We start from the raw sequence: 25922 nt of genomic DNA on the forward strand, positions 1-25922 counted from the left end.
TCATACGATGGCTCTCATGGCTCCGGGATGTAATGGAGTCGGTCTGTTCCGAGGGCCGCCGGTCGTTATTCTTTGGTTGTCATTTGACAACCATGTCCTCTCGCCCATACTAGCGCGCAGTCGATCCCCGAAGCCAATACACGCGCGATAGCCAATCAGTCAGTGGAGCGAAAGTGATGGAGTACGAGTTCACCCTCAAATACCAATTGACCGAGGACATGGACGTCGATGCGCTGATCGAGCGCCTGGGGGAGGCCGGTTGCGATGATGCAGTGGTCGGTAGCGGCCAACCAGGTCGTCTGGCCCTGGCCTTCGCCCGCGAGGGAGGCACGGCGCGGGAGGCGCTGCACAGCGCCCTGGCGGATGTGCGGCAAGTGTTGCCGGATGCCCGGCTGATCGAGGCCAGTCCCGACCTGGTCGGCCTGACCGATGTGGCGGAGCTGGTGGGGGTCTCCCGGCAGAACATGCGCAAGCTCATGCTCACCCATCACCGCACCTTTCCGGCCCCGGTGCATGACGGCACGCTCTCGCTCTGGCACCTCGCCGACATCCTGTCGTGGATGCAGGCGCGCGGCACGCATGCCGTCGCCCAGGCAGTCCATGAGCTGGCCATCGTGGCGATGCAGGTGAATGTCGCCAGGGCCCAGGAGCGGGTGGCGAACGGCAGGTGATGCACTCCGTTGCATCATTGCCTGCCAGCGGGCTCAGAAGAACCGGGTCACGCTGATCTTGGCATTGCGTCCCTGGGTATAGGCGTTCTCACCTGACAGCTCTGGCCGGATGGCCTTGTTGAACAGGTTGTCCACGGTCAGGTTGACCTCGGTGCCCTTGAGATAGGGTTGCTGCGGCTTCCAGTTGGCGAACAGGCCATGGATCTGGTACTTCTCGTTGCCGAAGTTGTCGTAGTAGCGGTCACCGAGCGCGCTGGCCGGGCCCTCGAAGTACTTGTCGCTGGGCAGGTGGTGGGTGGCGCCGACGAACTGAGCGGTCCAGCCGACCCGGGCGTCCCAGGCCGGGATCTTCACGCCAAGGGTGGTGATCCATTTCGGTGCCGGTACATCCTTAGCCCAGACATCCGGCCCCCAGGGGTTGGTGTACGCGCCCTCGTGGCGACCCTCCATCCAAGAGTACGACAGCGCACCGAACCAATAGGTGGCGTCGTAGAAGGTTTCGACTTCGAAACCCTTGTAGGTCACATCGCCGATATTGCGGTAGTTGCCCATCAGCCCGTCGCCGCAGGTGTTGGCAATGGTGCCGCCGCTGACCAGTTGCTCCTGGCAGCCGATGCCGGTGGCCTTGAAGATCTCGTCAGTGACCTTGTTGTGGAATGCCATGGTGCGAATCTGCGCGCTGTCGCCTTGGCTGAACACATTGGTGAAGGTACTGATGCTGCCGACCCGCACACCGGTGATGCGCTCGGGGTCGAGGTTGCGACTGGTGGCGGTGCGGCTGCCGACACCCTGCACTTCATACTGTTCATCCAGTACCGGGGCGCGCCAGGTCTTGCTGTAGTCGGCGAACAGCGCGGTCTGTTCGTTCATCTTCCAGAACAGTGACAGACGTGGCGACCAGCCGCTGTAGGTCTTGTCGCTGTAGTCGTGGCCAGCCTCCGGGTTGTTGTAGTACGGCGCCTGGTTGGGCTTGCCCTCGTTGGTCACGTGGTCGTAGCGCAACGATGGCGTGATGGTCAGGTCGCCCAGGGTGATGGCGTCCTGCAAGTAGTAGCCCTGGCTGTCGACCTGGCCGCTGGGCATGAAGTACGGCTGGTAGTGACCATAGTTGTACTTGGGTACTTCGTAGGTCTTGCCGGGCATCCACATCTGCGTGTCGCGGTCATGGCGACGCACCTGCACGCCTGCGGTGAGCGCATGTTCCAGGGGACTGGTGAGGAAGGTGCTGGTGTTCTTCACATCGAGCATGCGGTCCTTGTACTCGGTGTCCATCTTGCGCCCACCGGTGGCGGGCTGGAAGAACGCCGTGGCGTCGCGCTCATCGGTCTGCTTGGTGTCCGATTCGGAGTACTTCACCTGCAGGTCCACCCACGGGTTCTCGATCGGTTGGTACTTGTAGGTGGCCGACCAGGTGGTGTCGATGGTGCGGCGGTTGGCGAGGAAACGCTTGAGGGCGGCTTCGTAGCCGTACTTCTTGATATCCGCCGCAGTGGGGGGCGTGCTGAAGGCGGTCGAGGAGAAGGTGGTCCAGCGCTGGCTTTCCGATTGTGCCCAGGACAGCCCCAGGCTGTGCTCGTCGGTGAAATGTATGTTGGTCTTTAGCAGAGCGCCGTCCAGGTCCAGGGCGCTGTAGGGGATGCGCTGGGGGTTGATCGGCCATTTGCCGGTGGGGTCGGGCAGGCTGTCGGCCATCTTCAGGTTGCCGCCGTCGCGCTTGGTGTAATACACCAGGCCGTCGATGCGACCGTCGTCGGTACGGCCGAACAATGCCGAGCTGTAGATCTGCTGGTGGTCGTTGCTGCCATAGCCGTACTTGAGCATCGCACCGCTGTTGCGGCCCTCTTGCAGCAAGTCGCCGGCGTCCTTGGTTTCCATATTGACGCTGCCGCCGAAGCCGCCGTTGCCGGTCTTGACCGAGTGCGGGCCTTTTTCGACCTCGATGTGCTTGATCAGCTCGGGCTCGATGAAGATGGTGCCTTGCTGATAGCGCTCAAAGCCGCTCTTGGGCGCACCGTCGAGGGTCATCGGCACGTCCTCGGCGTCGCCAAAGCCCCAGATGTTGATGGTCTGGCCGCCGGGCTTGGACGAGCCGCCCATGTTCACCCCCGGCAGGGTCGCCAGCACGCTGGGAATGTTGCTGGGCTGGTAGCGGTCGATCTGCTCCTGGTCGAGCGTCGAGCGCCCGACGTTGCCAGCGTCGACCTGCTGCCCGTCACCCACGATGCTCACGGCACCGAGTTGCAGGCTGTTGTCGGCAGTCGGGTCGTCTTCGCGCAGGCGTACCACGTAGGTATTGCCCATGCGCACCACGTTGAAGCGGCTGCCGACCAGCAGGCGGCTGATAGCCACTTCGGCTTCGAAGTCGCCCTTGAGCGCCGGTGCCTGGGCACCGCCGAGCAGGGCCTCGTCGAACAGCAGCTGGACCTTGGCCTGCTGGGCCAGTTGGCTCAGCGAGCGCGCCAGCGGTTGCGCCGGCAGGTCGAACGGTACCGGTGCGGCTTCGGCGGCCAGGCTCATGGCCAGGCACAGGGCCAGCAATGTGGGTCGGACAGGCAGGCAGTGCAATGGACGCAACGCGGACAACATGGTTTCCCCCAAACGGCAAAAGGCCGGAAAAAGCCCGCCATCACGCGGCAGGCGGGGAGGAAGACGCGATGTTGCGACAAAACCTCACCTGCGAATGATAAAAATTCTCAAATTATTTTTTCAGCGTCGCTCGATGCGCAGGCGGCCGTCGGCCAGCAAGGTAGTCTTGACCGGCAACAGGGCGGGCAGGGCATTGAGCAGGGCGTCCGGGTCGTGGACGTCGAGATTGCCGGACACCTTGTAGCGGCCAAGCGTCGGGTCGGCCAGCACCACCGGCTGCTGGCGATACAGGCCGAGCTCGTCAATCAGGCTGGCCAGTTCGCGGTTGCGAAAGCTCACATGGCCCTCGCGCCAGTCGGCCACCTGTTGTTCGCCCAGTTCACGGCGGGTCAGGGTGCCGCGTGCCAGGTCGTAGGTGGCGCCCTGGCGGGCACCGAGCAACAACGGCGGTTGTCGCTCGCCGGGGGTGTCGAACGCCACCTGGCCGTGGGCGACCGTCACCACCAGTTCGCGGTCGCCCCGGCGCACATCGAAGCCGGTGCCGACCACGCGCACGTGGCCGCTGCCCGCATCGACGAACAACGGCCGTTCCTTGTCGGGCGCCACCTCGATATACAGCTGGCCGTGTTCGAGCTGGATCAGCCGCTGTTCGGCGCTGAAGTCCAGGCGCAGGCGGGTCTGGGCGTTGACGTGCAGTTGGCTGCCATCGGGCAGTTGCAGCACCTGCAGGGCCTGGCTGGCGCTGATGCGCTTGCTGAAGGCCTCGCTGCCCGCGCCTAGGTTGCCGGCCAGTATGGCGCAGAGCAGGGCCGCCGCCGTGGCCAGGGCCGGGCGCCAGCGTGGCGCCCGGCGTACCGGCAAGGGTACGGGGCGATTGGCTTGCTTGAGTGCGGCCAGGTCATCCCACAGCTGTTCGAACTGGCGATAGGCGCGGGTGTGCTCGGGCGTCTGCATCCACCGGGCGAATGCCTTGCGGTCTTGCCGTGACGGCTGGTTGCGGTTGCGGCTGAACCAACTCGCCGCCTGGGCGTCGATCGGGCGCGGGTCGAGCTCGTCGGTGGGGGTCATGGGAACTGCTCCGTGCCGTTGTCACTGTCCAGGCGTTGCTTGCATTGCAGCAGGGCGGCGGCGATGTGCTTTTCGACCATGCTGACGGAAATGTTCATGCGTTCGGCGATCTGGGCCTGGGTCAGGCCTTCGAAACGGTGCAGCATAAGGGCTTCGCGGCGTCGCGGCGAGAGTTCTGCAAGCACCTGGCGCAATTGATTCAGCCGTTGCTGCTGCTGGGCGTGGTCCAGCGGGTCGTTGGCCGGCGCGCTCTGCTGCTCGGGCAGGGTGTCGTCGGCCAGCGCCGCATGGCGCACTTTCTGCCTGCGCCAATGGTCGCTCAGCAGGTTGCGCGCCACTTGGAACAGGAACGCGCGCGGCTGCTCCACCTTGGCCCGATCCCGGTAACCCAGCCATTGGGCGAAGACATCCTGGGTCATGTCCGCGGCGTCACTGGCATTGTCCATGCGCTTGCGCAGGAAATGCAGGATGTCGGCATAGAAACCGTGGGCGACGGGGTCGGGTTTGGGGCGCTGCATGCACGCTTTCCGGGGCTGGCGGGAAGGAAAGGGTGCGGATCTTATCGAGAATTATTTACATTTGCAAAGTGTGCGGCTCAGCGCCGTCGATCCTGTGTGGCCGGAACGGGGATGGCCAGTTCAGCCAAGCCCAGGGGGTGGCTGGAGGCATCGAAAAAGTGCAGCGGAACCTGCGAAAGATCGCCAAAGCGATCAATGAAGTGCTGCTTCTGGTTGATGACCGAGGCCTCGCTCAGTGGCCGGATCGCGATGGCCAGGTGCTTGGGCCGAGCCAGGCGGATGGCGTCGAGCAGGTGCTGGTCGCTGGTGTCCAGATGTTGGCCGAACAAGCATAGTCCGTCGTGTTCGCGGGCCAGCTGTCCCAGGCTCCAGGACAGGTAGTCGGAGTTGCGGATGGCGCGCAGCTTGTCTTCGCTGCGGCTTTCGTTGACGAACAGCGGTACTTCGCCGGGAATGTTCACGGCGAAGCCTTCGAGCAGTTCGGCCTGTTCCGCGCTGCGTCGGCGGGTACTGCCGTCAGGCAGCTTGAGCAGGTGCATGCCGCCGTGCAGGTGCAGGATGCGGATACCGTCGGCCTGGCTGCGGCGCACGTCGAAGAAACCCTGTTCGTCGAACAGGTTGGCGAAACCTTGCGTATCCTCGGCCACGGCCCAGGGCAGGATCAGGTCGTAGTTGCTGGTGTAGACGCTGCGGTACTGGCGCAGCGCGTGGTTGATGGCCGTACGCGTCGCGCCGGGGAAGCGCGGCCAGGGCAGGTGCACGGCACGCACCGCGTGGATCAGCGCTTCCTTGATCGAGTAGTAGCGGTTCAGCGGCGCGGTGGAGTTGATCGCCAGCGCGGCGTTGGCCCGTACCGTGGTGTTCAGGGTGCTGAGCAGCGGCTCGAACAGTTCGCTGCCCAAGGCCTTGAACAGTGCCTGGTCGCTCACCCCCAATGCCTTGTGCCGCACCCGCTGGGCTTCCTCGAACAGCGAGAAGTAGCCGAACGGTTTCCACAGCGCGCGGCTGGCACCATTGCCCAGCAGCAGGGCGGTGCTGGGGTGGCGCTGGTTGAGGTCGGCCCAGGTGGGCAAGTGGGCGTCGAGTGCGGGCATGGGCGGTCCATTGGGTGTGGCGGAAAACGCCGGGGACTTTAGCATGTCATGCAGAGTGTGCGAGGCTTGCGCCCTCAAGGACTGCACCGTTGACCTTGCCGGCGTCTTCCAGAGGCCGGCCCCGATCTGCAAAGGACTACCCATGTACAAGACCCTTCTCCTGGCCACCTTGCTGGCGAGTACCGCGGCCCAGGCCTCCGACGGCAAGGCCCTCGCCAAGGCCCAGGACATCCCGCATCCGGCCGTGATCGCTCACCGTGGCGCCTCGTTCGACGCTCCCGAGTCCACCACTCCCGCCTACCTGCTGGCCCGCGAACTGGGCGCCGACTACCTGGAAATGGACTTGCAGCGCACCCGCGATGGCGTGCTGGTGGTGGTCCACGACGATGTGCTGGGCCGCACCAGCGACGTCGCCGAACGTTACCCCGAGCGCACGGCGAGCCCGGTCAGCGCCTTCACCCTGGCCGAACTCAAGGCGCTGGACGCCGGCAGCTGGTTCAACAAGGCCTATCCCGAGCGTGCCCGCGAAGCGTTCAAGGGCCAGCGCATCCTGACCCTGGACGAAGTGATCAATATCGCCGAAGGCAACCCCGAGCGTCATCCGGGCCTTTACATCGAGACCAAGGAGCCGGCGCAGTTTCCCGGTATCGAGCAGGACCTGAAAAAGCGCCTCGAGGCCCGTGGCTGGCTCGACAAACCGGGTAAGGTGGTCTTGCAGACCTTCGATCGCAACAGCCTCAAGCTGCTGCACGAGGCCATGCCGCAGGTGCCGAAGATCCTTTTGCTGTGGGTGGCCAAGGGCAGCATCGAACCCGCCTCGGGGCAAGACTTCGACGAATCCGGCGAGCAGGACAAGTCGGCCTTCTACGCCCGTCAGCAACCCAAGGACCGTGCCGAGTTCCAACGCTGGCTCGACTATGCCAAGGCTGGCGGTGCCATTGGTACCGGCCCTTCGGCAATCCGTACCCACCTCGGCGAGCAGAGCTACTCCGACCTGATCCAGCCGTGGATGAACCAGGCCAGCCACGACAAGGGGCTGCTGGTGCACGTATACACCCTCGACGAGGCGGTGGATTTCGACAAGGCGATGAAAGCCGGCGTAGACGGCATCTTCACCAACCGTGCCGGTGAGCTGATGCGTTTCTATAAACGACCGATGCCACAGAACGAAGGCCAGTTGCTGCGCAAGCTGGGTTACTGATCGGCAACATGATGCTGGCGATGGCCGAATGACATGTGTGAGAATGATAGGAATTCCTATTAACGGCCCTCGCCACATCCGCAATGACCTCCCTTTCCAGTTGGCAGCCCCGGCCAGCCCTCCAGGCAGCCGTCGACGACCTGCTTGCCCATTACAGTGATCTGCGCCGCTACCTCTGCGGGCGGCTGCGCAACCCTGACGACGCCGCTGATATCGCCCAATCCAGCTTCGCCCAGGCCTACGCCCATGCGCTCAACGCACCGGTAATCAATGCCCGGGCCTTGCTGTTCCAGGCGGCGCGCAACCTGTGCATCGACCAGCACCGTCGGCGCAGCACCGAACTGGCGGCGCTGGAAGACTGGCTGGCACGGGCCGACTGGCTCAGCCCCAGCGTGGAAGAGATCATGATCGCGCGCGAACAGCTGCAGCACCTGATTGCCCGCATCGAACGCATGCCCAAACTTCGCCGCGAAGTGTTCGTTCGCGTGCGCCTGCACGGCCACAGCCACCGTGAAGTGTGCGAGGCTCTGGGGCTGTCGGCCAAGTCGGTCGAGCTGCATATCGCCCGGGCGGTCTTCGACCTGTCCGAACTGCGCCTGGCGAGCCGTCATGACTGAGCCGGCCGCGCCACGCAAGGTGCAGCAGGCGCTGGTCTACCTGGCGGCGTTGCAAGGGGATGATCCCGAACGCGTGCGCAAGACCCATGGCCTGGCGCAGCGCTGGCGTGGACGCAGCGCCGAGCATGAGCGCGCCTGGCTGGAGGCCGAGCAGCGCTGGCAACTGGTTCATCGCCTCGCTCCGCAACTGCGTGGCGTCTTGCAACCGCAGGCCTGTGATGTGGGGCGTCGGCGGGTGCTGCGCCAGGGCGGCGCGCTGGCCTTGCTGCTGGCCGCAGGTGGCTGGCTGGGCTGGATGTACAAGCGCACCGCAGCGTTCGGCCAGGACCTGCAGACGGCCCACGCGCAAGCGCCGCAGGCCTTGGCATTGCCCGATGGCAGCCAGTTGCTGGTGGCGGCCGAAAGCAACCTGCGCGTGCGCTTCGATCACGGTCAGCGCCAGGTCCTGCTGCTGCACGGCAATGTCTTCTTCGATGTGGCTCATGAGCTGTGGCGGCCATTCCTGATCAGTACCCGCCTCGGCGTGGTAGAGGTGCTGGGCACCGCGTTCACGGTCAGCGACCGGGGTGGTCAGGTCCAGGTGGCCGTAGCCAGGGGGCGGGTGCAGGTACGCGACCTGCAGGGTGGCGAACAGGTGCTGCAGGCTGGCGAGCGCATCTGCCTGGAGGGCGAAGGACGGTTGGGCAGCCTGCGCGCCGGTGGCCAGTATGGGCCCGACCAGGCGCATTGGCAGCGCGGTTGGTGGTCGTTCACCGACCAACCGCTGGTCGAGGTGATCGGTGAGCTGAACGCTTATGCCGCGCAGGCCGTCAAGGTCGATCCCGGGCTGGTCAACCTGCGATTGACCGGGAGTTTCCCCAGTGACCGGCCTGAGGTATTGCTCGATGCCTTGCCGGGCATCCTGCCGGTCAGTGTGCAGGCGTTGGGTGGGCAACGTCTGATCGTGCCGCGCTGATCCTCTGAAAATCGTTTGAGGGGTAAACCGCCACTGCCGCGTCATCAGCTGTGAACCCACCTCCTGCAAGGACTGATCATGTCGCTTTTCACCTCCCGCTTCCCCGGTCCCCTGCGGCGCCTGGCCCTGGCCTGCGCCCTGGGTGGCAGCGGCCTGGCCCTGGCTGATAGCCAGCCGCTGAACCTCGACTTGCCGGGCCAGTCGCTGGAGGCCACGGTGCATGCCCTGGCCCATGCCTCGGGAGTGGCGATCGCCGCCGACAGCCGTGTATTGGCCGGGCGTAGCACACCTGCCTTGCAGGGGCGCTACACAGTGCTGCAGGCGCTGAGCCAATTGCTGGCTGGCAGCGACCTGGTGGCGCTGGAGGAAAACGGCGTGATCATCTTGCGCGGCCCGACCGACCAGGGCGCCCTGACATTGGGGGCGACCACGGTCAATGCCTCTGGCTTCAACAGCGACCTGCCGGAAAGCTACAGTGGCGGCCAGGTCGCCCGCGGGGCGCGCATCGGCATGCTGGGCAACCGCGACTTGATGGACACCCCCTTCAGCGTCACCGCCTACACCGCCAAGACCATTGAGAACCAGCAAAGCGGCACGGTCGGCGCAGTACTGCGCAACGACCCGTCGATCCGCTTCAGCACCGGCGAAGGGCATGCCTACGAGAACTTCATGATCCGTGGCTATGCGCTGGACTCCACCGAGCTGGCGCTGGGTGGTCTCTACGGTCTGGCGCCCGATGGCCATGTGCCGACCGAATTCCTCGAGCGCGTCGAAGTGCTCAAAGGGCCGGGGGCGCTGCTCAATGGCATGGCGCCCAACGGTGGCGTAGGTGGGGTGGTCAACCTGGTGCCCAAGCGTGCCGGCGACACACCGCTTACGCGGCTGACCAGCAGCTACGTGTCCGATGGCTATGTCGCCGAGCATATCGATGTCGGGCGGCGCTTTGCCGAGGGGCGCTTCGGCATTCGGTTCAATGGTGTCTACGGCAGTGGCGACACCGGCGTCGACGAGCAGTCCAAGGACCGCACCTTGGCGGCGTTGGCACTGGATTACCGAGGGGACGACTTCAAGCTCGAGCTGGATGCCTACGAAAGCCACGAGAAACTGGAGAACGGCAGCCCGATGATGGCCGGCTTCAGCGGCCTCAATCAGGTAACCCGCGCACCCAAGCCAGACACCAACATCCTCGAAGGCATCCACGCCCGGCAGATCAGCAAGGCCGTGGTGGTGCGTGGCGAGTACCAGCTCGATGACAGCTGGACCGCCTACGCCAGCGTCGGTGGCGCCCGCACCCGCTACGATGGCTTCCTCAACGGCACCCGGGTGGTGGTGAACAAGGCCGACGGCACGGCCACGGGGGAAACCTACAACCAGGCCGGCTACACCCACAGTCTTTCCACCGAGGCCGGCCTGCGCGGTAACTTCATGACTGGTCCGGTCAGCCACCAACTGGTGCTCAGCACCACCTTGCTGCACCAGGACATCGGCCGTGCGCCGACGGTCACCGGTGCCAAGTACCCCACCAACATCTACCACCCGGGCAAGGCGATCATCGCGGGTGACCACGGCAGCAGCAGCAAGACCGGCGACAACACCCTGTCGAGCTTTGCCGTGGCCGATACCCTGGGCTTCCTGGACGAGCGTGTGCTGCTCACCCTCGGGGTGCGTTCCCAGCGGGTGCGGCAGAAGATGAGCAACCCTTCGTACGACGAGCGCAAGCTGACCCCCGCCGTGGGTATCGTGCTCAAGCCCTGGGAGGCGCCGGTATCGCTGTATGCCAACTACATCGAAGGCCTGACCCAGGGTGGCATGGTCACCGACCAGAAGGCCGCCAACTATGGCGAGCAGTTCGCGCCCTATGTCGCCAAGCAAATGGAGGCCGGGGTGAAGTGGGACCTGGGCGACTTCACCCACACGCTGGCGGTGTTCCAGATCGACAAGCCCAGCATGATCTACGACAAGCCCAGCAATCGTTACAACGATGACGGCGAGCAGCGCAACCGTGGCCTGGAGTGGACGATGTTCGGCGAAGTCGCCCCCAGCGTGCGCCTGCTCGGTGGCGTGACCTATACCCGCGCGGTGCTGAGCAAGACCGCCAATGGCGCCATGGACGGCAACACCGCCCGCGGCGTGCCGGCCTGGTCGGCCAACCTCGGCGCCGAGTGGGACCTGCCTGGGGTCGAGGGCCTGACCCTGACCGCCCTGGGTATTCACAGCAGTTCCCAGTACCTCGATTCCGCCAACCAGTTGAAGATCCCGCAATGGACCCGCTATGACCTGGGCGCACGCTATGCGACCAAGGTGCTGAGCAAGGACGTGACCCTGCGCGCCAGCCTGGAAAACGTCGAGAACCGCGCCTACTGGGCCGGTGTGTTCAATGATGGCTATGCGACTGTCAGCGAACCGCGCACGCTCAAACTCTCCGCCAGCGTCGACTTCTGAGGTGAGCATGCAGCGATTGAAGCGCTTGGGCGGAGCATGCCTGCTGGCCACGCTCTATTCGAATCTGGCCTTGGCGGGTGCGTACGCCGATCTCGAGGTGGGAAAACCAGTTGCCGGCCAGGTCGGCGCAGCGTATCCGCCGGCCTGGCAATTGGCGCTCAAGGCCGGGGACTTGGTGCGTGGTCGGCTCGACGGTGACGTCAGCCTGCGCCTGCTGGATGCCGAAGGGCGTTCGTTGCGCCTGCTGATCGACGGCCTGGACCAGCCCCGCGAGTTCCTGTTCGTCGCGCCGCAGGACGGTCGTTACGCGGTGCGCGCCGAACCCCTGGCAATCCGCCCGGCGGCGCGTTTCAGCCTGAGCCTGGAGCAGGTCCTGCCTGTCGGCGAGCAACACCGTACGCCGGCGGCGCTGCTCAGCCCGACCCTGCACGCCCTGCAGCAGCACCTGGCAACGGGTGGCACCAGCGAAGCCTTCTGGCAGGCCCGTGCCGTTGAGGGAACGCCATTGGTCGAGGCCATTGCTGGGCAACCCGGCAAGCGCCTGGTCACCTTCCTCTGGCGCGGGGCACGGGACAACGTGAGGATGTTCGGTGCCCCCACAGGCAATCACGAACCGCTGTCCCGGCTGGGCGCGAGCGATGTCTGGTTCCACAGTTTCGAGGTACCTGCGACGACCCGCCTGAGTTATCAGATGGCACCGGATGTACCGGTGTCCGACGACCGCCGGGTGATCCTGGCCAGTACCCGGCGCGATCCGTTGAACCCGAATACCTTCGCCGACGGCAGTGGCGACGCCTGGTTGTCGCGTTCACGGCTGGAACTTGCGGATGCGCCGCCCCAGCCGTGGGTGGCCGAGCGTGCCGGGGTGGCCCGTGGCAGCCTGGAGCGCAGGCGCCTGGCCAGCGAGGTGTTGGGCAACGAGCGCGACATCTACCTCTACCGCCCGGCAGGTTGGCGCCGGGGCAAGGCCGACCAGGCCTTGCTGGTGCTGTTCGATGCCCATGCCTACACCCGTCAAGTGCCGACGCCGACGATACTCGACAACCTGATTGCCGACGGCCTGATCCCGCCCACTGCCGCGCTGATCATCGCCAACCACAGCAGCGAAAGCCGTGAGCGGGAGTTGCCGCCCAACCCACTGTTCGCAAGGTTCATGGCCGAGGAACTGATGCCTTGGGCCAGCCACCAGGGGCTCGCGGCACCAGCCTCGCGCACCGTGGTGGCAGGGTCGAGCTATGGCGGTCTGGCGTCGGCCTACCTGGGCCTCAGGCACCCGGAGTTGTTCGGCAATGTGCTGAGCATGTCCGGTTCCTACTGGTGGCCGATGGCCGGTGACGAACCTGGCTGGCTGACCCGTGAGTACGTCAAGGCACCGCGCCAGCCGTTGCGGTTCTACTTGCAGTCGGGTCTGTTCGAAGGGCCGAAAATTCTCGACACCAACCGCCACTTGCGTGATGTGTTGCTGGCCAAAGGGTATCGGGTGGAACAGGTGGAGTTTCCGGCTGGGCATGACTATCTGCAGTGGCGGGGGAGCCTGCCCTGTGGGTTGATCAGCTTGCTTGGGCAGGGGACACAGGCTGTTGCGCGGGCTTGTGTGCCGTAACGCAAGTTTTCAACGATGGATCGTCTGCGTCTATGAGATCGAGCGCCGCCCGCGCGGCGCATCGCGGATGAATCCGCTCCTACATTTGTTGCAACGTGGCCATGCCTGATAGGCCATGGTTGTCAGCCTTGTGCGCTCGACGCGATTTTTCGGCGGGCATTGCAGCCGCCCCACCTGCCTCAAGCCCTGCGCCAAGGCAGGCAACCATGGCCTGATAGGTTCGGTACGTTGCAACGAATGTAGGAGCGGATTCATCCGCGATGCGCCGCGCGGGCGGCGCTCGATCTTGAGAGCGCTGCAAGACCATCGCCTGGCACCCGCCCGCCCAAGTGGGATCGTAAGCCACCCCCTCCCTCAATCCGCAGCACCCTCCCGCCGAGCCCTGTTGCGCCATACCCGATACGCCCGAATCCCCGCCCGGACCGAGCCGAACAGCAGTTTCTCCTCCAGCTCCCGCGCCATCCCGGAACGCACCAGCATGCGCAGGAAAGTGCCACGGGCGCGGGCGATGGCGAAATGGATGCCCTGGGCGGCGAGGGTGTCGCGTACCTCGCGCAGGGCGGCGATGCCGCTGACGTCGATGCTGGTCACCGCTTCGGCATCGAACAGCACCACCTGGGTTTTCTCCACGTTCTGCACGGCTTCGAGCAGGCGCATCTTGAAGTAGTCGGCGTTGAAGAACAGGATCGCGTCGTCGAAGCGGTATACCAGCAGGCCCGGCACGGTACGGGCATCCTTGTGCTGGCGCACGTCCACCTGGCCCTCGATGCCCGGCACCCAGCCAAGCACGGCGTCGGTGGGCTGGTAGATGCTGTAGAGCAGGCGCAGGATGGCCAGGGTCACGGCGAACACGATGCCCGGCAACACGCCCAGGCCGAGTACGCCGACTGTGGTCAGCAGGCACAGCCAGAACTCGAAACGGCTGAGCTTGCGGATGGTCTTGAGCGACTTCACGTCGATCAACCCCCAGCCGGCCATCAGCAGCACGGCACCCAGCGCCGCCTGGGGAATCCAGGCCATGGGCGCGGTGAAGAACAGCAGGATCAAGGCGATCACCAGGGCTGCGATGATGCCCACCAGCTGGCTCTTGCCGCCGACCATGTCGTTGACCGCGGTGCGCGAGTCGGCGCCGCTGATGGCGAAGCCCTGGGAGATACCGGCGGCCAGGTTGCTCACGCCCAGGGCCAGGAACTCATGGTTGGCGTTGATCGCGTAGCCGTGGCGGGCGGCAAAGCTGCGGGCGGTGAGCATGGCGCTGCAGAAACTGATGGTGGCGATACCCAGGGCGTCGCGCAGCAGACTCTTGGTTTCCGCCAGGGAGCTCTGTGGCCAGGCCAGCTCGGGAATGCCCGCCGGCACCGGGCCGAGGATCGCCACGCCGAAACGGTCCAGGCCGAACAGTCCGGCAAGGGCGGTAAATACCACCACGGTCACCAGCGCCGCCGGCAGCCGCGGATAGCGCCGTGGCAGCCAGATCAGCAGGCCCAGGCCGGCCAGGCCAATGGCTAGCGTCAGCCAGTGGATCTCGCCCAGGCGCTGGAAGAAGTTGATCAGGCTGAGGATGAAACCGTCGCCTTCGATCTTGAAACCCACCACCTTCGACAACTGCCCGGCGAGCAGGCTCAGGCCGATGCCGTTGAGGTAGCCGATGAGGATCGGCCGCGAGAAGAAGCTGGCGATAAAGCCGGCCCGCGCCACCCCGGCAGCGATCAGCATCACGCCCACCAGCACGGTGACGATCACCGACAGTTCGGCGATGCGTTGCGGGTCGCCCATGGCCAGCGGTGCCACGGCGCCGCCGATCATGGCGCAGGTGGCGGCGTCCGGGCCGACCATCAATTGCCGTGAACTGCCGACCAGGGCATAGACCATCATCGGCAGCACGCAGGCGTACAAGCCGTACTGTGGCGGCAGGCCGACGATCTGCGCATAGGCGATGGCGATGGGGATCTGGATCGCGGCCACCGACAGGCCGGCCTGCAGGTCAGCGTGGAACCACTCGCGGCGGTAGTGCAGCAGGTTGGCCAGACCCGGTAGCCAGCGGGAGAGAAACATGCGCAGTCCTTTGGAGGTGCTTCACAAAGCGTAGCGGTCAGTCGCCACGAACGACTGGGCATTCAAGCCAATTGGCGTGGTTATGGCCATGGGCCAGATCAACAAAGGTACGCTGGAAACGAAAAAAGCAGTCGACGCTCCTTTTGACAGAGACGACGTGGACGGAATACGAGTTGGAGCGCGAGAGTGAATCGAACGGTTATAGGACAAACTTCGGGCAACGGAGATGAGTGGCTAAGGAATTCGCGAGGAGCGCTTTCATTATCGTTTTTGAGTAAACCATCTGGATCGGTAGCGAATTTGTGTGTTCCGTAGTATTTTTGCGTCTGACGGCTGGCGGTATCGTTTTGCGGTGATAGTCAAAAAATATTAGCGTTTTTGGGCTTCCGGTAGGGGTTTTTCCATGCAGGTCGGTTTCAAGGCGTTAGCCACTCGGTACGGAGTTAATCCGGTACAACCTCTGCGCGTCGATTCGGCCATCGGCACAGTGCGAGCAAGCCGCGATACCGGTAGTCAAGTAGAAAACAGGTTTCCGCCCAACTACCGGCCCGACGATGGTTTTGCAGGCCACTTCGAATTCGGGCTCAAATACGAGGAGATTCACCTTGAGTTCTTCGCCCGCCTGTTTGCCGTCGTAGGACCCGAGCCAGTCGAAGATTGGTGCCGGCGTTCCCCTTTTGGCCAGTACGCTCGCCGCACCGGTTTTCTATTCGAGTGGCTGACGGGGCAACATCTGGATGTGCCTGATGTGACCAATGGCGCCTATATCGATGCCGTGTCGCCCGCCCACTACCTGACCCGCACGTCGCCGCTTCGATCTCGCCGCTGGCGGGTCAACGACAATCTGCCAGGCACGCCTGAGTTTTGCCCGCTTATCCGGCGAACCGACACCGTGCAGCAAACCTTGCAGTTTGACCTGAGAGCCGCTTTGGGAGAGCTCGATCAGACCTTCGGCCCCGACATCCTGATGCGGACGGCGAGTTGGTTGACGTTGAAAGAGTCGCGCGCGAGCTTTCTGATTGAAAAAGAGGAAGGCCAAGCCAGCCGCATCCAGCGCTTTGCACATGTCATCGCGCAACACTGTGGCCATATCGAAGAACCATTGAGTGACCGAAGCCTGCATCTCTTGCAGGTAGGTATTCTGGGGCACGATGCATTTGGCCTGGGGTTGCGGCGCTCCCCCGTTTTTGTAGGGCAATCCACGATGCGCGAGAACATCGTGCACTACGTCGCCCCTCATTTTGACGACCTTGCCCCGATGCTTGCTGGCCTCAACGAATTCGAGATGGCCACCCGGGGCGCCGAGTCGCTTGCGCGCGCCGCGGCATTGGCGTTCGGCTTCGTCTACATCCATCCGATGAGAGACGGAAATGGGCGAATCCACCGTTTCCTGATCAACGACACTCTGGTTCGGGATCAGGCGGTTCCGAATGGCGTGATATTGCCTGTTTCAGCGACCATTACCAGCTCGACCGAGTTCCGGGCCGGCTATGATGCGACACTGGAGCAGTTCTCCCGACCCTTCATGCGGCGGTATGCGGCATCCTGTCGCTTTGGCACGCTTGTGGCCTACGAAGACGGTACGCCAAGCAACTTCGAGTTCGACGATTACGATGATGCGCGCTTCGCCTGGCGCTATCCGGATCTGACCGCACATGTTCTCTATACCGCGCGCGTCGTCGAATACACGATTCGAACGCAGATGGCGGAAGAAGCCAGGATCCTTGTCATTTTCCAGCTCGCCCAAGAGCGTTTAAAAGATGTTGTGGAGATGCCCGACCAGGATGCAAGCCGCATCATTCGCTCGGTTAAGGAGAATGGCTGGAATGTTTCAGGCAAGCTCAAGAAGCAATATCCGCAGCTCGACGACGAGCGCCTCGCAGCGCGAATCGTGGAGGCCGTTCGGTCGGCGTTTGAAGACCGAGAAGGGCAATGAGGATTGACCTTGGCATTCTCAGCGGTGCTTTGAATTTCAAGCGCAGAAACGAAAAAAGGAGCCGAGGCTCCTTTTGACAGCGACGACGTTAATGGAACGTCGTGCGGGGAATGCGAGATGGAGCGGGTAGAGGGAATCGAACCCTCCTCAATAGCTTGGGAAGCTATAGTTTTACCAATAAACTATACCCGCTTCGAAGCCAGACTTTTTACCAGAACCCTCCTCGAATGAGAAGCCCCAAGCTTGTAAAAAAGCCTTTCGGCGGCCCGTAGCCTGCGGGTGACGAGGGCTACAGGACGCCGATGCGCTCAGATCGCCAGTGCATGCTGGCTCGGTTCCTGTGCGTAGCGTTGGCGCGATTCTCGCTGGGCCGGCTTGAGGAAGCCGAGCATGGCATCGCGGGTGTCCTCGCAGGCGGTCTTGTGCTCCATGTCCAGGAAGTGGCCGGCGCCCTGGATCACGCTGAACTGGCTGCGTCCGACATGGCGGCTGAACTGGCGGGCATCCTCGACGGTGGTGTATTCGTCGCGGTCGCCATTGATGAACAACACCGGGATATCGATGTTGCGCGCGGCCTTCAGTGCCCGCTCCAGGTCGTGATCGAGCACCTGGTTGATGTGGAAGAGCATCTGCGCGTACTCATGGCTGTCCAGGCTGCTGACGTGCCGGTAGTTGAAGCGCTTGAACAACGACGGCAGGTACTTGCCGATGGTGTCGTTGACCAGGTTGCCCACCTGGTAGCGGTCGCAGGCGGCGAGGTACTGGCAACCGCGGTCCAGATAGTCGCGCATCGGTTCGTTGATCACCGGCGAGAACGAGCTGACGATGGCCTTTTTCACCAGCCGCGGCTGGTGCGCCAGGGCCAGCAGGGTGCAGGCGCCGCCCCAGGAGAACGACAGGACGTGGTCGGCACGGAAGTGCTCGATCAACTCGAGCAGGATGTGCGCCTCGGTTTCCTTGGTCAGCAGCCGCTCCTGGCGGTTGTGGGGTTTCGACTTGCCGGCATACGGCTGGTCGTACAGCACCACGTTGAACTGCGGATGCAGGCTGCGCACTGTCTGTGCAAAGGACGCCGTGGTGGCCAAAGAGCCATTGATCAGGATGATCGTCTTCTCGGCGCCCTGCGCGCGATGGAACTCCGTGTAAACCCGGTACTGCCCTTGGATATCAAGTACAGCGATTTCTGGCCTCATGTCATCGACTCCTGGCGCAAAAAGGGTATCCGCGTCACCTGGTGGCCTGCGTGGTCGTTTGGCGGACTGGCGCCGAACCGACCGGACTGGCCATCAGGGTGCACGTGCTTTATGACAGGTAGGCATTCGCCTGGAACTGAAAACCGGTGGGCCCTTGTGTCGATCCTTGACGTTGGTGTCGACGGTATTGTTTTGGCGGGCGATTACCGTGCCCCAGGGCATCGAGACCCCGGGTGGCCGGTAAAGGGCGTCTTGGACTACGGTTGTGACTGGTTGGTCACATGCAGACCGACGAGTTAGCAGTCAAGCAGCGCGGGTAGGATCGCGCAAGTGCCGTTGGAGGAAATCTTTCGTGGGAAACCGCCGAATGCTGATCCGCTCAGACCGAGGCGATTTCCTCGTCGGTCAGCGCCCTGAACTCTCCAGGATGCAATATCGGGTCCAGTGTGATCGACCCCATGCTTTCCCGATGCAGCCCCACCACCTTGTTCTGGAAGTGTCCGAACATCCGCTTCACCTGGTGATAGCGGCCCTCGACGATGGTCAGGCGCGCGCTGCGCGGGCCGAGGATATCCAGCTGCGCGGGCAGGGTGGTGAGGTCTTCGAAGGCGAAGTAGAACCCTTCACGGAACCTGTCGACGTAGTGCGCACCAATCTCGTCCTCGGTGTGCACCAGATAGGTCTTGGGCTGCTTGGTCCGTGGCTGGGTCAGCCGCCGCGACCAGTGGCCATCGTTGGTCAGGATCATCAGCCCGGTGGTGTTGTAGTCCAGGCGCCCGGCGATGTGCAGCTCGTCGCGCAGCACCACCGGTAGCAGGTCGAGCACGGTGCGGTGCTGTGGGTCCTGGGTGGCGCTGACGCAACCGCTGGGCTTGTGCAGCATCAGGTAGCGTGCCGGGCGCCCGGCCTGGTGTACCTGCTCGTCCACTTCGACGCGGCTGAATTCACGCACCTCCAACAGCGGGTCGGCGGTCGCCACGCCGTCCACGCGCACACGCCGTTGCGCCAGCAGCAGACGCACTTGCTGGCGGTTGTAGCAGGGCAGGTTGCCGAGGAATCGGTCGAGGCGCATGGTGGGCCGCTTGCAGGAAACCGGCGCGCAGTCTAACGGATCGTGCGCGCTTGCGCTGCCTTGAGCTGTGCGTCCACCTGTGCGCAGCGCGGGCACAAGCAGGCCTTGTTACGCAGTTCGGCGGGCAGGGCTTCGATGACTGCCGAGTCGATGTCCACCTCGAAGCACCAGCAGCCTTGCGTGGCGTTGCGCGGGTCGGTCAGGCCGCATTGGTTGAGGGCGCCGCAGGCGGGGCAGCGTTGGGGGTCAGGCATGGTCGGTTCCGGGCATCTCGCTGCAGACGCGGTTGCGTCCGCCTTGTTTGGCACGATAGAGGGCGTGGTCGGCGCGGGTCAGCAGACTGTGCAGGCTGTCGGCGCGCTGCAGGGCGGACAGGCCGATGCTCGCGGTCAGGCGCAGTGGCTGGTCGGCATAGCTGAAGGTCAGCTGCTCGGTGCGCCGACGGATCTTCTCCGCCACTTCGATAGCATGGCGGCCTTCGGCTTCACGCAGCAGCACGATGAACTCCTCGCCGCCCCAGCGGCAGAGTATATCGGACTGACGCAGGCTGCCCTGCAGCACATTGGCGAACTGGCGCAGCACTTCGTCGCCGGCCAGGTGGCCGTGGGTGTCGTTGAGGGCCTTGAAATGATCGAGGTCGATCAGCAGGGCGACCAGCGGCGCGCTGTCGCGCTGGGCCTCGATCAGCGCCTGGCCGGCCAGCAGGTCGAAGCTGCGGCGGTTGGGCAGGCCGGTGAGGCTGTCGAGGGTGGCCAGCGCCTCGGCGTTGTCCTGGTGGCGCTTGACCATGGCGTTGAGCAGTGACAGCACGACCAGGGTGATCATCGCGCAGATCGCCAGGTTCAGGTACAGCGACTGGCGGATGCGCTCCAGGGCGCCGGTCTCGCGTTTGTCCACCAGCAGGTACCAGCCCAGCTCCGGCAGCAGGCGCACGTTGAGGAAGTGACTGTGGCCGTCGTTGTCGGTGTACTCATGACTGCCGGTGGCGGGTGTCGGCATGCGCGCCAGCAACGCCTGCCACTGGTTGCTGTCGGCCAATTGCTGGCCGGCGCGCAAGCCGTGGGGGCCACCGTCGGATCCGGTCAGCAGGACCTTGCCCTGGGCATCGGTGAACAGCACCGAACGCTGGTACCTGCGTTGATAGTCGTCGATCAGGCGTACCACCGACTCCACGCTCAAGCCCACCCCGGCGGCCCCGATGAAGCGTTGCTGGTAGTCGTGCACGCGGTGGTTGATGAACACGGTGAGCTTGTCCTGGTTGGCCATGTCCAGGTCGACATTGATCTCGTAGGGTTTGTTCGACTGGCGCAGGCGGAAGTACCAGGCGTCGCGCCAGGCATCGGGGCGTACCTGCTTGAGTACGCCCTTGGCCTGGTAGTAGGTGAGGCTGCGGTCGGAAACGAAGAAGCTGGTGCAGGTGACCTGGCTGCCCATCACTTCGCCGAGGTAACGGGTGACGCGCGTGGTGTCCTGTTCGCCGCCCAGTACCCAGTCCCGCAGGAAGGTGTCCTGGGCCATCATCGATGAGATCAGCACCGGGCGAATCAGGTCTTTCTGGATTTCGGAGTAGACCGTGTCGGAGGTCAGCGGCAGTTCGGTGTTGACGATCCCGTCGCGGATCGCCCCGCGCGAGGCGTAGTAGCTCAGCAGCGAGGTGGCCAGGAAGCCGCAGGCCAGCAACAGCAGCAGGGCGAGGATCAGCGAGCGTTGCGAGAACAGGGCGGAGGGCGAAGGCATGATCTTCCCGTGAAGTGTGCCGGTGGCCACATTCTAGTGAGATGACCGAAAAATGACTGCATGTTTTTCAGGGTTATACGACCTGTTTCAATTTGTTGCAGAAATGGCACCGAACCCTGGCGCGACTGTCTTATCCAGTGTCGATGAACGCATTGCCGTCGACGCCCGCCAGCGCCGCTGTGCCGGGCACCCCTGCGGTCCAGGAGGCCGCCATGTACCCACGAATCCTGCTCATCGTCCTGCTTGGACTGCTGACATCCGCCTGCGCCCCTTACTATGCGGGCAACGGCTACTACCGCCGTGACTACTACACCAGCGATCGCTATGTTTACCCTGGCTACTACCGTCAGGATCGCTACTATGTGGCGCCGCAGCCACGCTATTACTACCAGCCCGCGCCGCGTTACTACCGGCCCGCACCAGTGCCACAGTACCGCCCGTATCCGGCACCCGGCGTGCAGCCGCGCTGGCAAGGCAACCCGCGCTACGACTATGGCAACCGCCAGCGCTACGACTATGGGCGCGATCGCGACCGCCACGACTATCGCAATGATGATCGCCGAGGTGATCGCTGGCATTCGAACGGGCAGGGCAATCGCGACCGTCGACCAGACGGCGGGCGAGGTGGCGAGCGGGGCTGGTCGCGTTGACCGAGTGCGGACACGCCCCGCGATGCGTCATCCCAGTTCCGCCAGCGGATGCCGCCCCTCCCAGACCTTGCTGAAATGCGCCTCCACCACCGCCGCTGGCACCTGCGCCACATCCGGCCAGTGCCAGTGCGGGGTGTTGTCCTTGTCCAGCAGGCGCGCGCGCACCCCTTCGCTGAACTCCGGGTGACGGCAACAGTTCAGGCTCATCGTGTACTCCATCTGGAACACCTGGGTCAGTGAAAGGTACCGAGCCCGACGGATCTGTTCCCACACCAGGTGCGCCGTCAACGGGCAGCCCTCATGCAAGCGTTGACCCGCCGCCGCCAGCAACGGATCGGCATGCCGGGCCAGGCCGGCCAGAGCGCGCCAGGCCGCGACGGGGTCGGCCACGTCGAGCACTTCGTCGATCACGGCCCGACGTGCCAGCCATTGCCCTTCGGGAAGCTCCACGCAGGCACGGTGCTGTTCGGCCTTGAGCAGGCTGTTGAGCTGCAGGGCGGTCTGCTCCTGCCAGTTCAACTGCAACAGCTCTTCGATCAGCGCCTCCTGCTGATGCTCGCCCAGGAAGCGGTCGGCGAGGCCCAGGTCCAGCGCGTCGCGGGCATTGAGGGGCGCGCCGGTGAGCCCCAGGAACAGGCCAAGCTTGCCGGGCAGGCGGGCCAGGAACCAGCTGGCGCCAACGTCGGGATACAGGCCGATACTGATTTCGGGCATGGCCAGGCGGCTGCTGGGAGTGACGATGCGCACCGCGGCGCCTTGCAGCAGGCCCATGCCGCCGCCCAGCACATGACCATGGCCCCAGCACAGCAGAGGCTTGGGATAGGTGTGCAGGTGATAGTCGAGACGGTATTCACGGGCGAAGAAGGTCGCTGCCAGCGGTGGCACGCTACCGGGGTGTTCGCGGCAGGCCTGGGCCAGGGCCCGCACGTCGCCGCCGGCACAGAAGGCCTTTGGCCCGTTGCCGCGCAGCAGCACGCAGACGATCCCGGGGTCGCTGGCCCAGCCGCGCAGCCGTTCGTCGAGCATTTCGATCATGGGCAACGTCAGGGCATTGAGCGCCTTGGGCGCGTCCAGGGTGGCGATGCCGATACGGGCGCCGTCGGCGCCGGTCAGTACCTCGCATTGAATGGACATGGGCTACCTCGCGCAAATCATCCCCTCAGTATGGCCTGCCGCGCCGAAGCTGCCGGTCGTCGGTCGGATCGATTGACAAGCCGGCCAGGCTTTCCTAGTGTCGCGGCACTTTGCTTTTGGATGCCCCCATGACCGACGATGATCGCATCAAACTCGAGCCCAGCTGGAAAGCCGCGCTGCGTGCCGAGTTCGACCAGCCCTACATGCATCAGCTACGCGAGTTCCTGCGCGGCGAATACGCCGCCGGCAAGGAGATCTACCCGCCCGGGCCATTGATCTTCAACGCCCTCAACTCCACGCCGCTGGAGCAGGTCAAGGTGGTCATCCTCGGCCAGGACCCGTACCACGGCCCGGGCCAGGCCCATGGCCTGTGCTTCTCGGTGCAGCCGGGCATCGCCGCGCCGCCGTCGCTGGTCAATATCTACAAGGAGCTGCAGCGCGACCTCAACCTGCCGATCCCCAGCCACGGCTACCTGCAAAGCTGGGCGGAGCAGGGCGTGTTGCTGCTCAATACCACCATGACCGTGGAGCGGGCCAATGCGGCTTCGCATGCGAAGAAGGGCTGGGAGTTCTTCACCGACCGGATCATTCAGGTGGTCAGCGAGCAGTGCCCGAATGTGGTGTTCCTGCTGTGGGGCGCGCATGCGCAGAGCAAGCAGAAGCTGATCGATGCCAGCAAGCACCTGGTGCTCAAGTCGGTGCACCCGTCGCCGTTGTCGGCCTACCGTGGGTTCTTTGGTTGCGGGCATTTCAGCCGCACCAACAGCTTCCTCGAGCAGCGCGGGATGGCGCCGATAAATTGGGCGTTGCCGCCGTTGTGAGCTGAAAAAGAGGGCCGCGAAGCGGCCCTTCCTGCTCAGAGCCTGGCCCACTGCCGGAACAACGGCTCGGCCAGGAACAGCACGAACAGCAAGCGCATCACCTGCAGCGCCGTTACCAGCGGCACCGACAGTTGCAAGGTCTCGGCCGTCAGGCTCATCTCGGCGATGCCCCCGGGCATCATGCCCAGCGTCAGCGAGCGCAGGTCCAGGTGCGTCAGCAGGCTCAGCGCCCAGGCCGCGCCGGCGGCGATCAACATGCACAACGCCGTGGCCAGCAGGGTGCGCCCCAGGAACGACGGCGCCCGGCGGAAGAACGCGCGGTTGAAGTGGCAGGCCAGGCCACTGCCGATCAACCACTGGCCGATCTGGCTGGCGCCGTTGGGCAGGCCGATCTGCAGGTTACCCGCCAGGCTTGCGCCGGCAGCCACCAGCAACGGCCCGAACAGCCAGGGGTTGGGTTGGCGCAGGCGTTGCCACAGCAGTGCCATGAGCACCCCTAACGGCGCGATCAACGCCAGCCAGCCCCAGCTCACGCTGCCGGCATGGTTCAGCGGCACGCCATCGCCCAGCAGCAGCTTGAACAGCGCCGGCACGCACAGCACCACCGCCAGCACCCGCAGGCTCTGCGCCGCGGCCACCTGGCTGAGCACCGCGCCATTGCGCGCGCCGAGGTTGACCATCTCGCCCGAGCCGCCCGGCATGCTGGCGAAGAACGCCGTCGCCCGGTCTTCACCGGTGCGCCGCAGCAGCCACACGCTGATCACGCTGGAGAGGGTGGTGAACAGCGCGCCGAAGAAGATCAGCGCGAAATGGCTGGCCACCTGTTCGATCACCGCCGGGGTGAAGTGCAGGCCGATGCCGATGCCGATGATCCACTGCCCGCATTTGCGGCCATTGGGGATTTCACTGAGCTGCCAGGGGGTCAGGCAGCGCACCAGGATGATCGCCAGCAACGAGCCGACCATCCACGGCAAGGGCCAGCCGACCTGGCTGGCGGCAAAACCGCCAGCAAGGCCGACCAGCCCGGTGGCCCAGAACAGTGGCAACGACCGATCAGGCATCGGCCATGGCCCGGCGCTGCAGGGCCCGTTTGCGCCAGCTGCGCAGCAGCGGCAGGCTCAGCATGCAGACCACCAGCACCCACACGCCCATGCTGATCGGGCTCGACCAGAGGATGCCCAGCTCGCCGTTGGAGATCGACAGCGCACGGCGCAGGTTCTGCTCCATCAGCCCGCCGAGGATGAAGCCCAGCAAGATCGGCGACAGCGGGAAGTCCAGCTTGCGCAGGATGTAGCCCATGATGCCGATGCCGACCATCAGGAACAGGTCGAAGGTGGTGGCATGCACGGCGTACACGCCGATCGCGGTGATGATCGCGATCACCGGCACCAGTGCCCAGTTCGGCACGGCGAGGATGCGGGTGAAGATGCGGATCATCGGGATGTTCAGGATCACCAGCATGATGTTGGCGATGAACAGCGAGGCGATCAGGCCCCAGACGATGTCCGGTTGCTGTTCGAACAACAGCGGGCCGGGGGTGATGTTGTACAGCGTCAGCGCGCCGATCATCACCGCGGTGGTGCCCGAGCCTGGCACGCCCAGGGTCAGCATCGGCACCAGGGCGCCGCAGCAGGAGGCGCCGATGGCGGTTTCCGGGGCTGCCAGGCCGCGGGCGTCGCCCTTGCCGAACTTGCCTTTGTCGCCGGCGATGCGTTTCTCGGTCATGTAGGCCACGGCACTGGCCAGGGTCGCGCCAGCGCCCGGCAACACGCCCATGAAGAAGCCGAGCAGGCCGCAACGAATGTTGACGAAGAATACCGAGGCCGCTTCCTTGAAGTTGAACAGCATGCGCCCGGTGGCCTTGACCGCCACATGGCCATGGTGGGTCTTCTCCAGCAGCAGGAGGATCTCGCTGATCGAGAACAGCCCCAGCACCAGCACCACGAACTGGATGCCGTCGGCCAGGTGCACGCTGTCACCGGTGAAGCGGTACACGCCGCTGTTGGCGTCGATGCCCACGGCCGAGAGGAACAGGCCGATCAGCGCGGCGATGAACGTCTTCAGCGGTTTGTCGCCGGCCATGCCGCCGAGGGCGACGATGGCGAACACCATCAGCACGAAGTACTCCGCCGGGCCGAAGGCGATCGCCCATTTCGCCAGCAGCGGGGCGAACAGCACCATGCCGCAGGTGGCGATGAGGGCACCGATGAACGAGCTCCAGGCCGACAGCGACAGGGCCACGCCGGCCAGGCCCTGGCGGGCCATGGGGTAGCCGTCGAGGGTGGTCATCACGGTGGAGGCTTCGCCCGGGATGTTCAGCAGGATCGAGCTGATCCGTCCGCCGTACTCGCAGCCCAGGTACACCGCGGCCAGCAGGATCAGCGCCGACTCCGGCGGCAGGCCGAGGGCGAAGGCGATAGGGATCAGCAGGGCCACGCCGTTGATCGGGCCCAGGCCCGGCAGCAGGCCGACCACGGTGCCGATCAGGGTGCCGGTCAGGGCGGTGACCAGGTTGTACGGGCTCAGGGCGACGCCGAAGCCCTGGCCCAGGTAGCTCAAGGTATCCATG

General features: G+C 64.6%; 21 protein-coding genes and 1 tRNA gene. 9 read left to right on the plus strand and 13 right to left on the minus strand.

All coding sequences use genetic code 11. The annotated features are described in order from the left end of the window. The first annotated feature begins 176 nt into the window (after positions 1-176). Positions 177-671 carry a helix-turn-helix transcriptional regulator gene (locus ACZ9C1_RS24200; RefSeq protein WP_102682750.1) on the plus strand — a complete coding sequence of 165 codons (495 nt, stop codon included), beginning with the start codon at positions 177-179 and terminating at the stop codon, positions 669-671. Positions 672-704: 33 nt separating this feature from the next. Here the strand turns inward: ACZ9C1_RS24200 and ACZ9C1_RS24205 are convergent, their stop codons facing one another. The 4 genes from ACZ9C1_RS24205 to ACZ9C1_RS24220 all read right to left on the minus strand — a co-directional run bounded on the left by ACZ9C1_RS24205 (position 705) and on the right by ACZ9C1_RS24220 (position 5937). Beyond that, positions 705-3257 carry a TonB-dependent receptor gene (locus ACZ9C1_RS24205; RefSeq protein WP_476254450.1) on the minus strand — a complete coding sequence of 851 codons (2553 nt, stop codon included), beginning with the start codon at positions 3255-3257 and terminating at the stop codon, positions 705-707. A 120-nt stretch (positions 3258-3377) separates the two neighbouring features. Next, a complete protein-coding gene (locus ACZ9C1_RS24210) occupies positions 3378-4325 on the minus strand; it encodes a FecR family protein (RefSeq protein ID WP_277503040.1) in 948 nt (315 codons plus the stop codon). Beyond that, entirely contained in the window at positions 4322-4843 is a 522-nt protein-coding gene (locus ACZ9C1_RS24215) for an RNA polymerase sigma factor (RefSeq protein ID WP_046856895.1), read from the minus strand. The genes ACZ9C1_RS24210 and ACZ9C1_RS24215 overlap by 4 nt, the downstream gene beginning before the upstream one ends. 77 nt (positions 4844-4920) lie before the next feature. Next, entirely contained in the window at positions 4921-5937 is a 1017-nt protein-coding gene (locus tag ACZ9C1_RS24220; RefSeq protein ID WP_476254451.1) for a DUF4917 family protein, read from the minus strand. Between the two features lie 142 nt (positions 5938-6079). On the opposite strand from ACZ9C1_RS24220, the gene ACZ9C1_RS24225 reads away from it, so the two are divergent. The 5 genes from ACZ9C1_RS24225 to ACZ9C1_RS24245 all read left to right on the plus strand — a co-directional run bounded on the left by ACZ9C1_RS24225 (position 6080) and on the right by ACZ9C1_RS24245 (position 12755). Continuing rightward, on the plus strand, positions 6080-7138 hold the full coding sequence (locus ACZ9C1_RS24225) for a glycerophosphodiester phosphodiesterase family protein (protein WP_476254452.1): 1059 nt from the start codon (positions 6080-6082) through the stop codon (positions 7136-7138). A gap of 83 nt (positions 7139-7221) precedes the next feature. After that, positions 7222-7755, plus strand: a complete 534-nt coding sequence (locus ACZ9C1_RS24230) for an RNA polymerase sigma factor (RefSeq protein WP_476254453.1) — start codon at positions 7222-7224, stop codon at positions 7753-7755. Next, positions 7748-8710 (plus strand): FecR family protein, encoded by a 963-nt coding sequence (locus ACZ9C1_RS24235; protein WP_476254454.1) that lies wholly within the window; start codon positions 7748-7750, stop codon positions 8708-8710. The genes ACZ9C1_RS24230 and ACZ9C1_RS24235 overlap by 8 nt, the downstream gene beginning before the upstream one ends. Positions 8711-8788: 78 nt before the next feature. Continuing rightward, a complete protein-coding gene (locus tag ACZ9C1_RS24240) occupies positions 8789-11152 on the plus strand; it encodes a TonB-dependent siderophore receptor (RefSeq protein ID WP_476254455.1) in 2364 nt (787 codons plus the stop codon). 7 nt (positions 11153-11159) lie between these two features. Continuing rightward, positions 11160-12755, plus strand: a complete 1596-nt coding sequence (locus ACZ9C1_RS24245) for an alpha/beta hydrolase-fold protein (RefSeq protein ID WP_476254456.1) — start codon at positions 11160-11162, stop codon at positions 12753-12755. Between the two features lie 354 nt (positions 12756-13109). On the opposite strand, the gene ACZ9C1_RS24250 is transcribed toward ACZ9C1_RS24245, so the two are convergent. Next, the gene (locus ACZ9C1_RS24250) at positions 13110-14810 is read right to left on the minus strand and encodes a SulP family inorganic anion transporter (protein ID WP_277503046.1); all 1701 of its coding nucleotides are present in this window, start codon (positions 14808-14810) and stop codon (positions 13110-13112) included. 403 nt (positions 14811-15213) lie between these two features. Here ACZ9C1_RS24250 and ACZ9C1_RS24255 point away from each other — a divergent pair, with 403 nt between their 5' ends. Beyond that, positions 15214-16746 carry a Fic family protein gene (locus ACZ9C1_RS24255; protein WP_476254457.1) on the plus strand — a complete coding sequence of 511 codons (1533 nt, stop codon included), beginning with the start codon at positions 15214-15216 and terminating at the stop codon, positions 16744-16746. Between the two features lie 118 nt (positions 16747-16864). Here ACZ9C1_RS24255 and ACZ9C1_RS24260 read toward each other — a convergent pair. The 5 genes from ACZ9C1_RS24260 to ACZ9C1_RS24280 all read right to left on the minus strand — a co-directional run bounded on the left by ACZ9C1_RS24260 (position 16865) and on the right by ACZ9C1_RS24280 (position 20748). After that, positions 16865-16938, minus strand: a tRNA-Gly gene (locus ACZ9C1_RS24260). Between the two features lie 116 nt (positions 16939-17054). Beyond that, positions 17055-17939, minus strand: coding sequence for an alpha/beta fold hydrolase (locus tag ACZ9C1_RS24265; protein ID WP_277503048.1), 885 nt, complete (start codon positions 17937-17939; stop codon positions 17055-17057). Positions 17940-18318: 379 nt separating this feature from the next. Beyond that, entirely contained in the window at positions 18319-19011 is a 693-nt protein-coding gene (locus tag ACZ9C1_RS24270) for a pseudouridine synthase (RefSeq protein WP_277503049.1), read from the minus strand. Between the two features lie 32 nt (positions 19012-19043). After that, positions 19044-19265 carry a cysteine-rich CWC family protein gene (locus ACZ9C1_RS24275; RefSeq protein ID WP_277503050.1) on the minus strand — a complete coding sequence of 74 codons (222 nt, stop codon included), beginning with the start codon at positions 19263-19265 and terminating at the stop codon, positions 19044-19046. Further along, positions 19258-20748, minus strand: a complete 1491-nt coding sequence (locus ACZ9C1_RS24280; protein WP_277503051.1) for a sensor domain-containing diguanylate cyclase — start codon at positions 20746-20748, stop codon at positions 19258-19260. Before ACZ9C1_RS24280 ends, ACZ9C1_RS24275 begins: the two co-directional genes overlap by 8 nt. A 212-nt stretch (positions 20749-20960) precedes the next feature. On the opposite strand from ACZ9C1_RS24280, the gene ACZ9C1_RS24285 reads away from it, so the two are divergent. Continuing rightward, positions 20961-21398: a hypothetical protein gene (locus ACZ9C1_RS24285; RefSeq protein ID WP_277503052.1), complete on the plus strand. Its 438-nt coding sequence runs from the start codon at positions 20961-20963 to the stop codon at positions 21396-21398. Between the two features lie 27 nt (positions 21399-21425). Here ACZ9C1_RS24285 and ACZ9C1_RS24290 read toward each other — a convergent pair whose 3' ends face one another. Continuing rightward, positions 21426-22532 (minus strand): enoyl-CoA hydratase/isomerase family protein, encoded by a 1107-nt coding sequence (locus ACZ9C1_RS24290; protein ID WP_277503053.1) that lies wholly within the window; start codon positions 22530-22532, stop codon positions 21426-21428. A gap of 128 nt (positions 22533-22660) precedes the next feature. On the opposite strand from ACZ9C1_RS24290, the gene ung reads away from it, so the two are divergent. Then, positions 22661-23353: a uracil-DNA glycosylase gene (gene ung / locus ACZ9C1_RS24295; protein WP_102681578.1), complete on the plus strand. Its 693-nt coding sequence runs from the start codon at positions 22661-22663 to the stop codon at positions 23351-23353. A gap of 35 nt (positions 23354-23388) precedes the next feature. On the opposite strand, the gene ACZ9C1_RS24300 is transcribed toward ung, so the two are convergent. Both ACZ9C1_RS24300 and ACZ9C1_RS24305 read right to left on the minus strand, forming a co-directional pair. Beyond that, positions 23389-24414, minus strand: coding sequence for an AbrB family transcriptional regulator (locus ACZ9C1_RS24300; RefSeq protein ID WP_277503054.1), 1026 nt, complete (start codon positions 24412-24414; stop codon positions 23389-23391). Then, positions 24407-25921, minus strand: coding sequence for a tripartite tricarboxylate transporter permease (locus tag ACZ9C1_RS24305; protein WP_277503055.1), 1515 nt, complete (start codon positions 25919-25921; stop codon positions 24407-24409). The genes ACZ9C1_RS24300 and ACZ9C1_RS24305 overlap by 8 nt, the downstream gene beginning before the upstream one ends. Position 25922: the final 1 nt, after the last annotated feature.

This window comes from Pseudomonas sp. TE21435 (assembly GCF_056279265.1).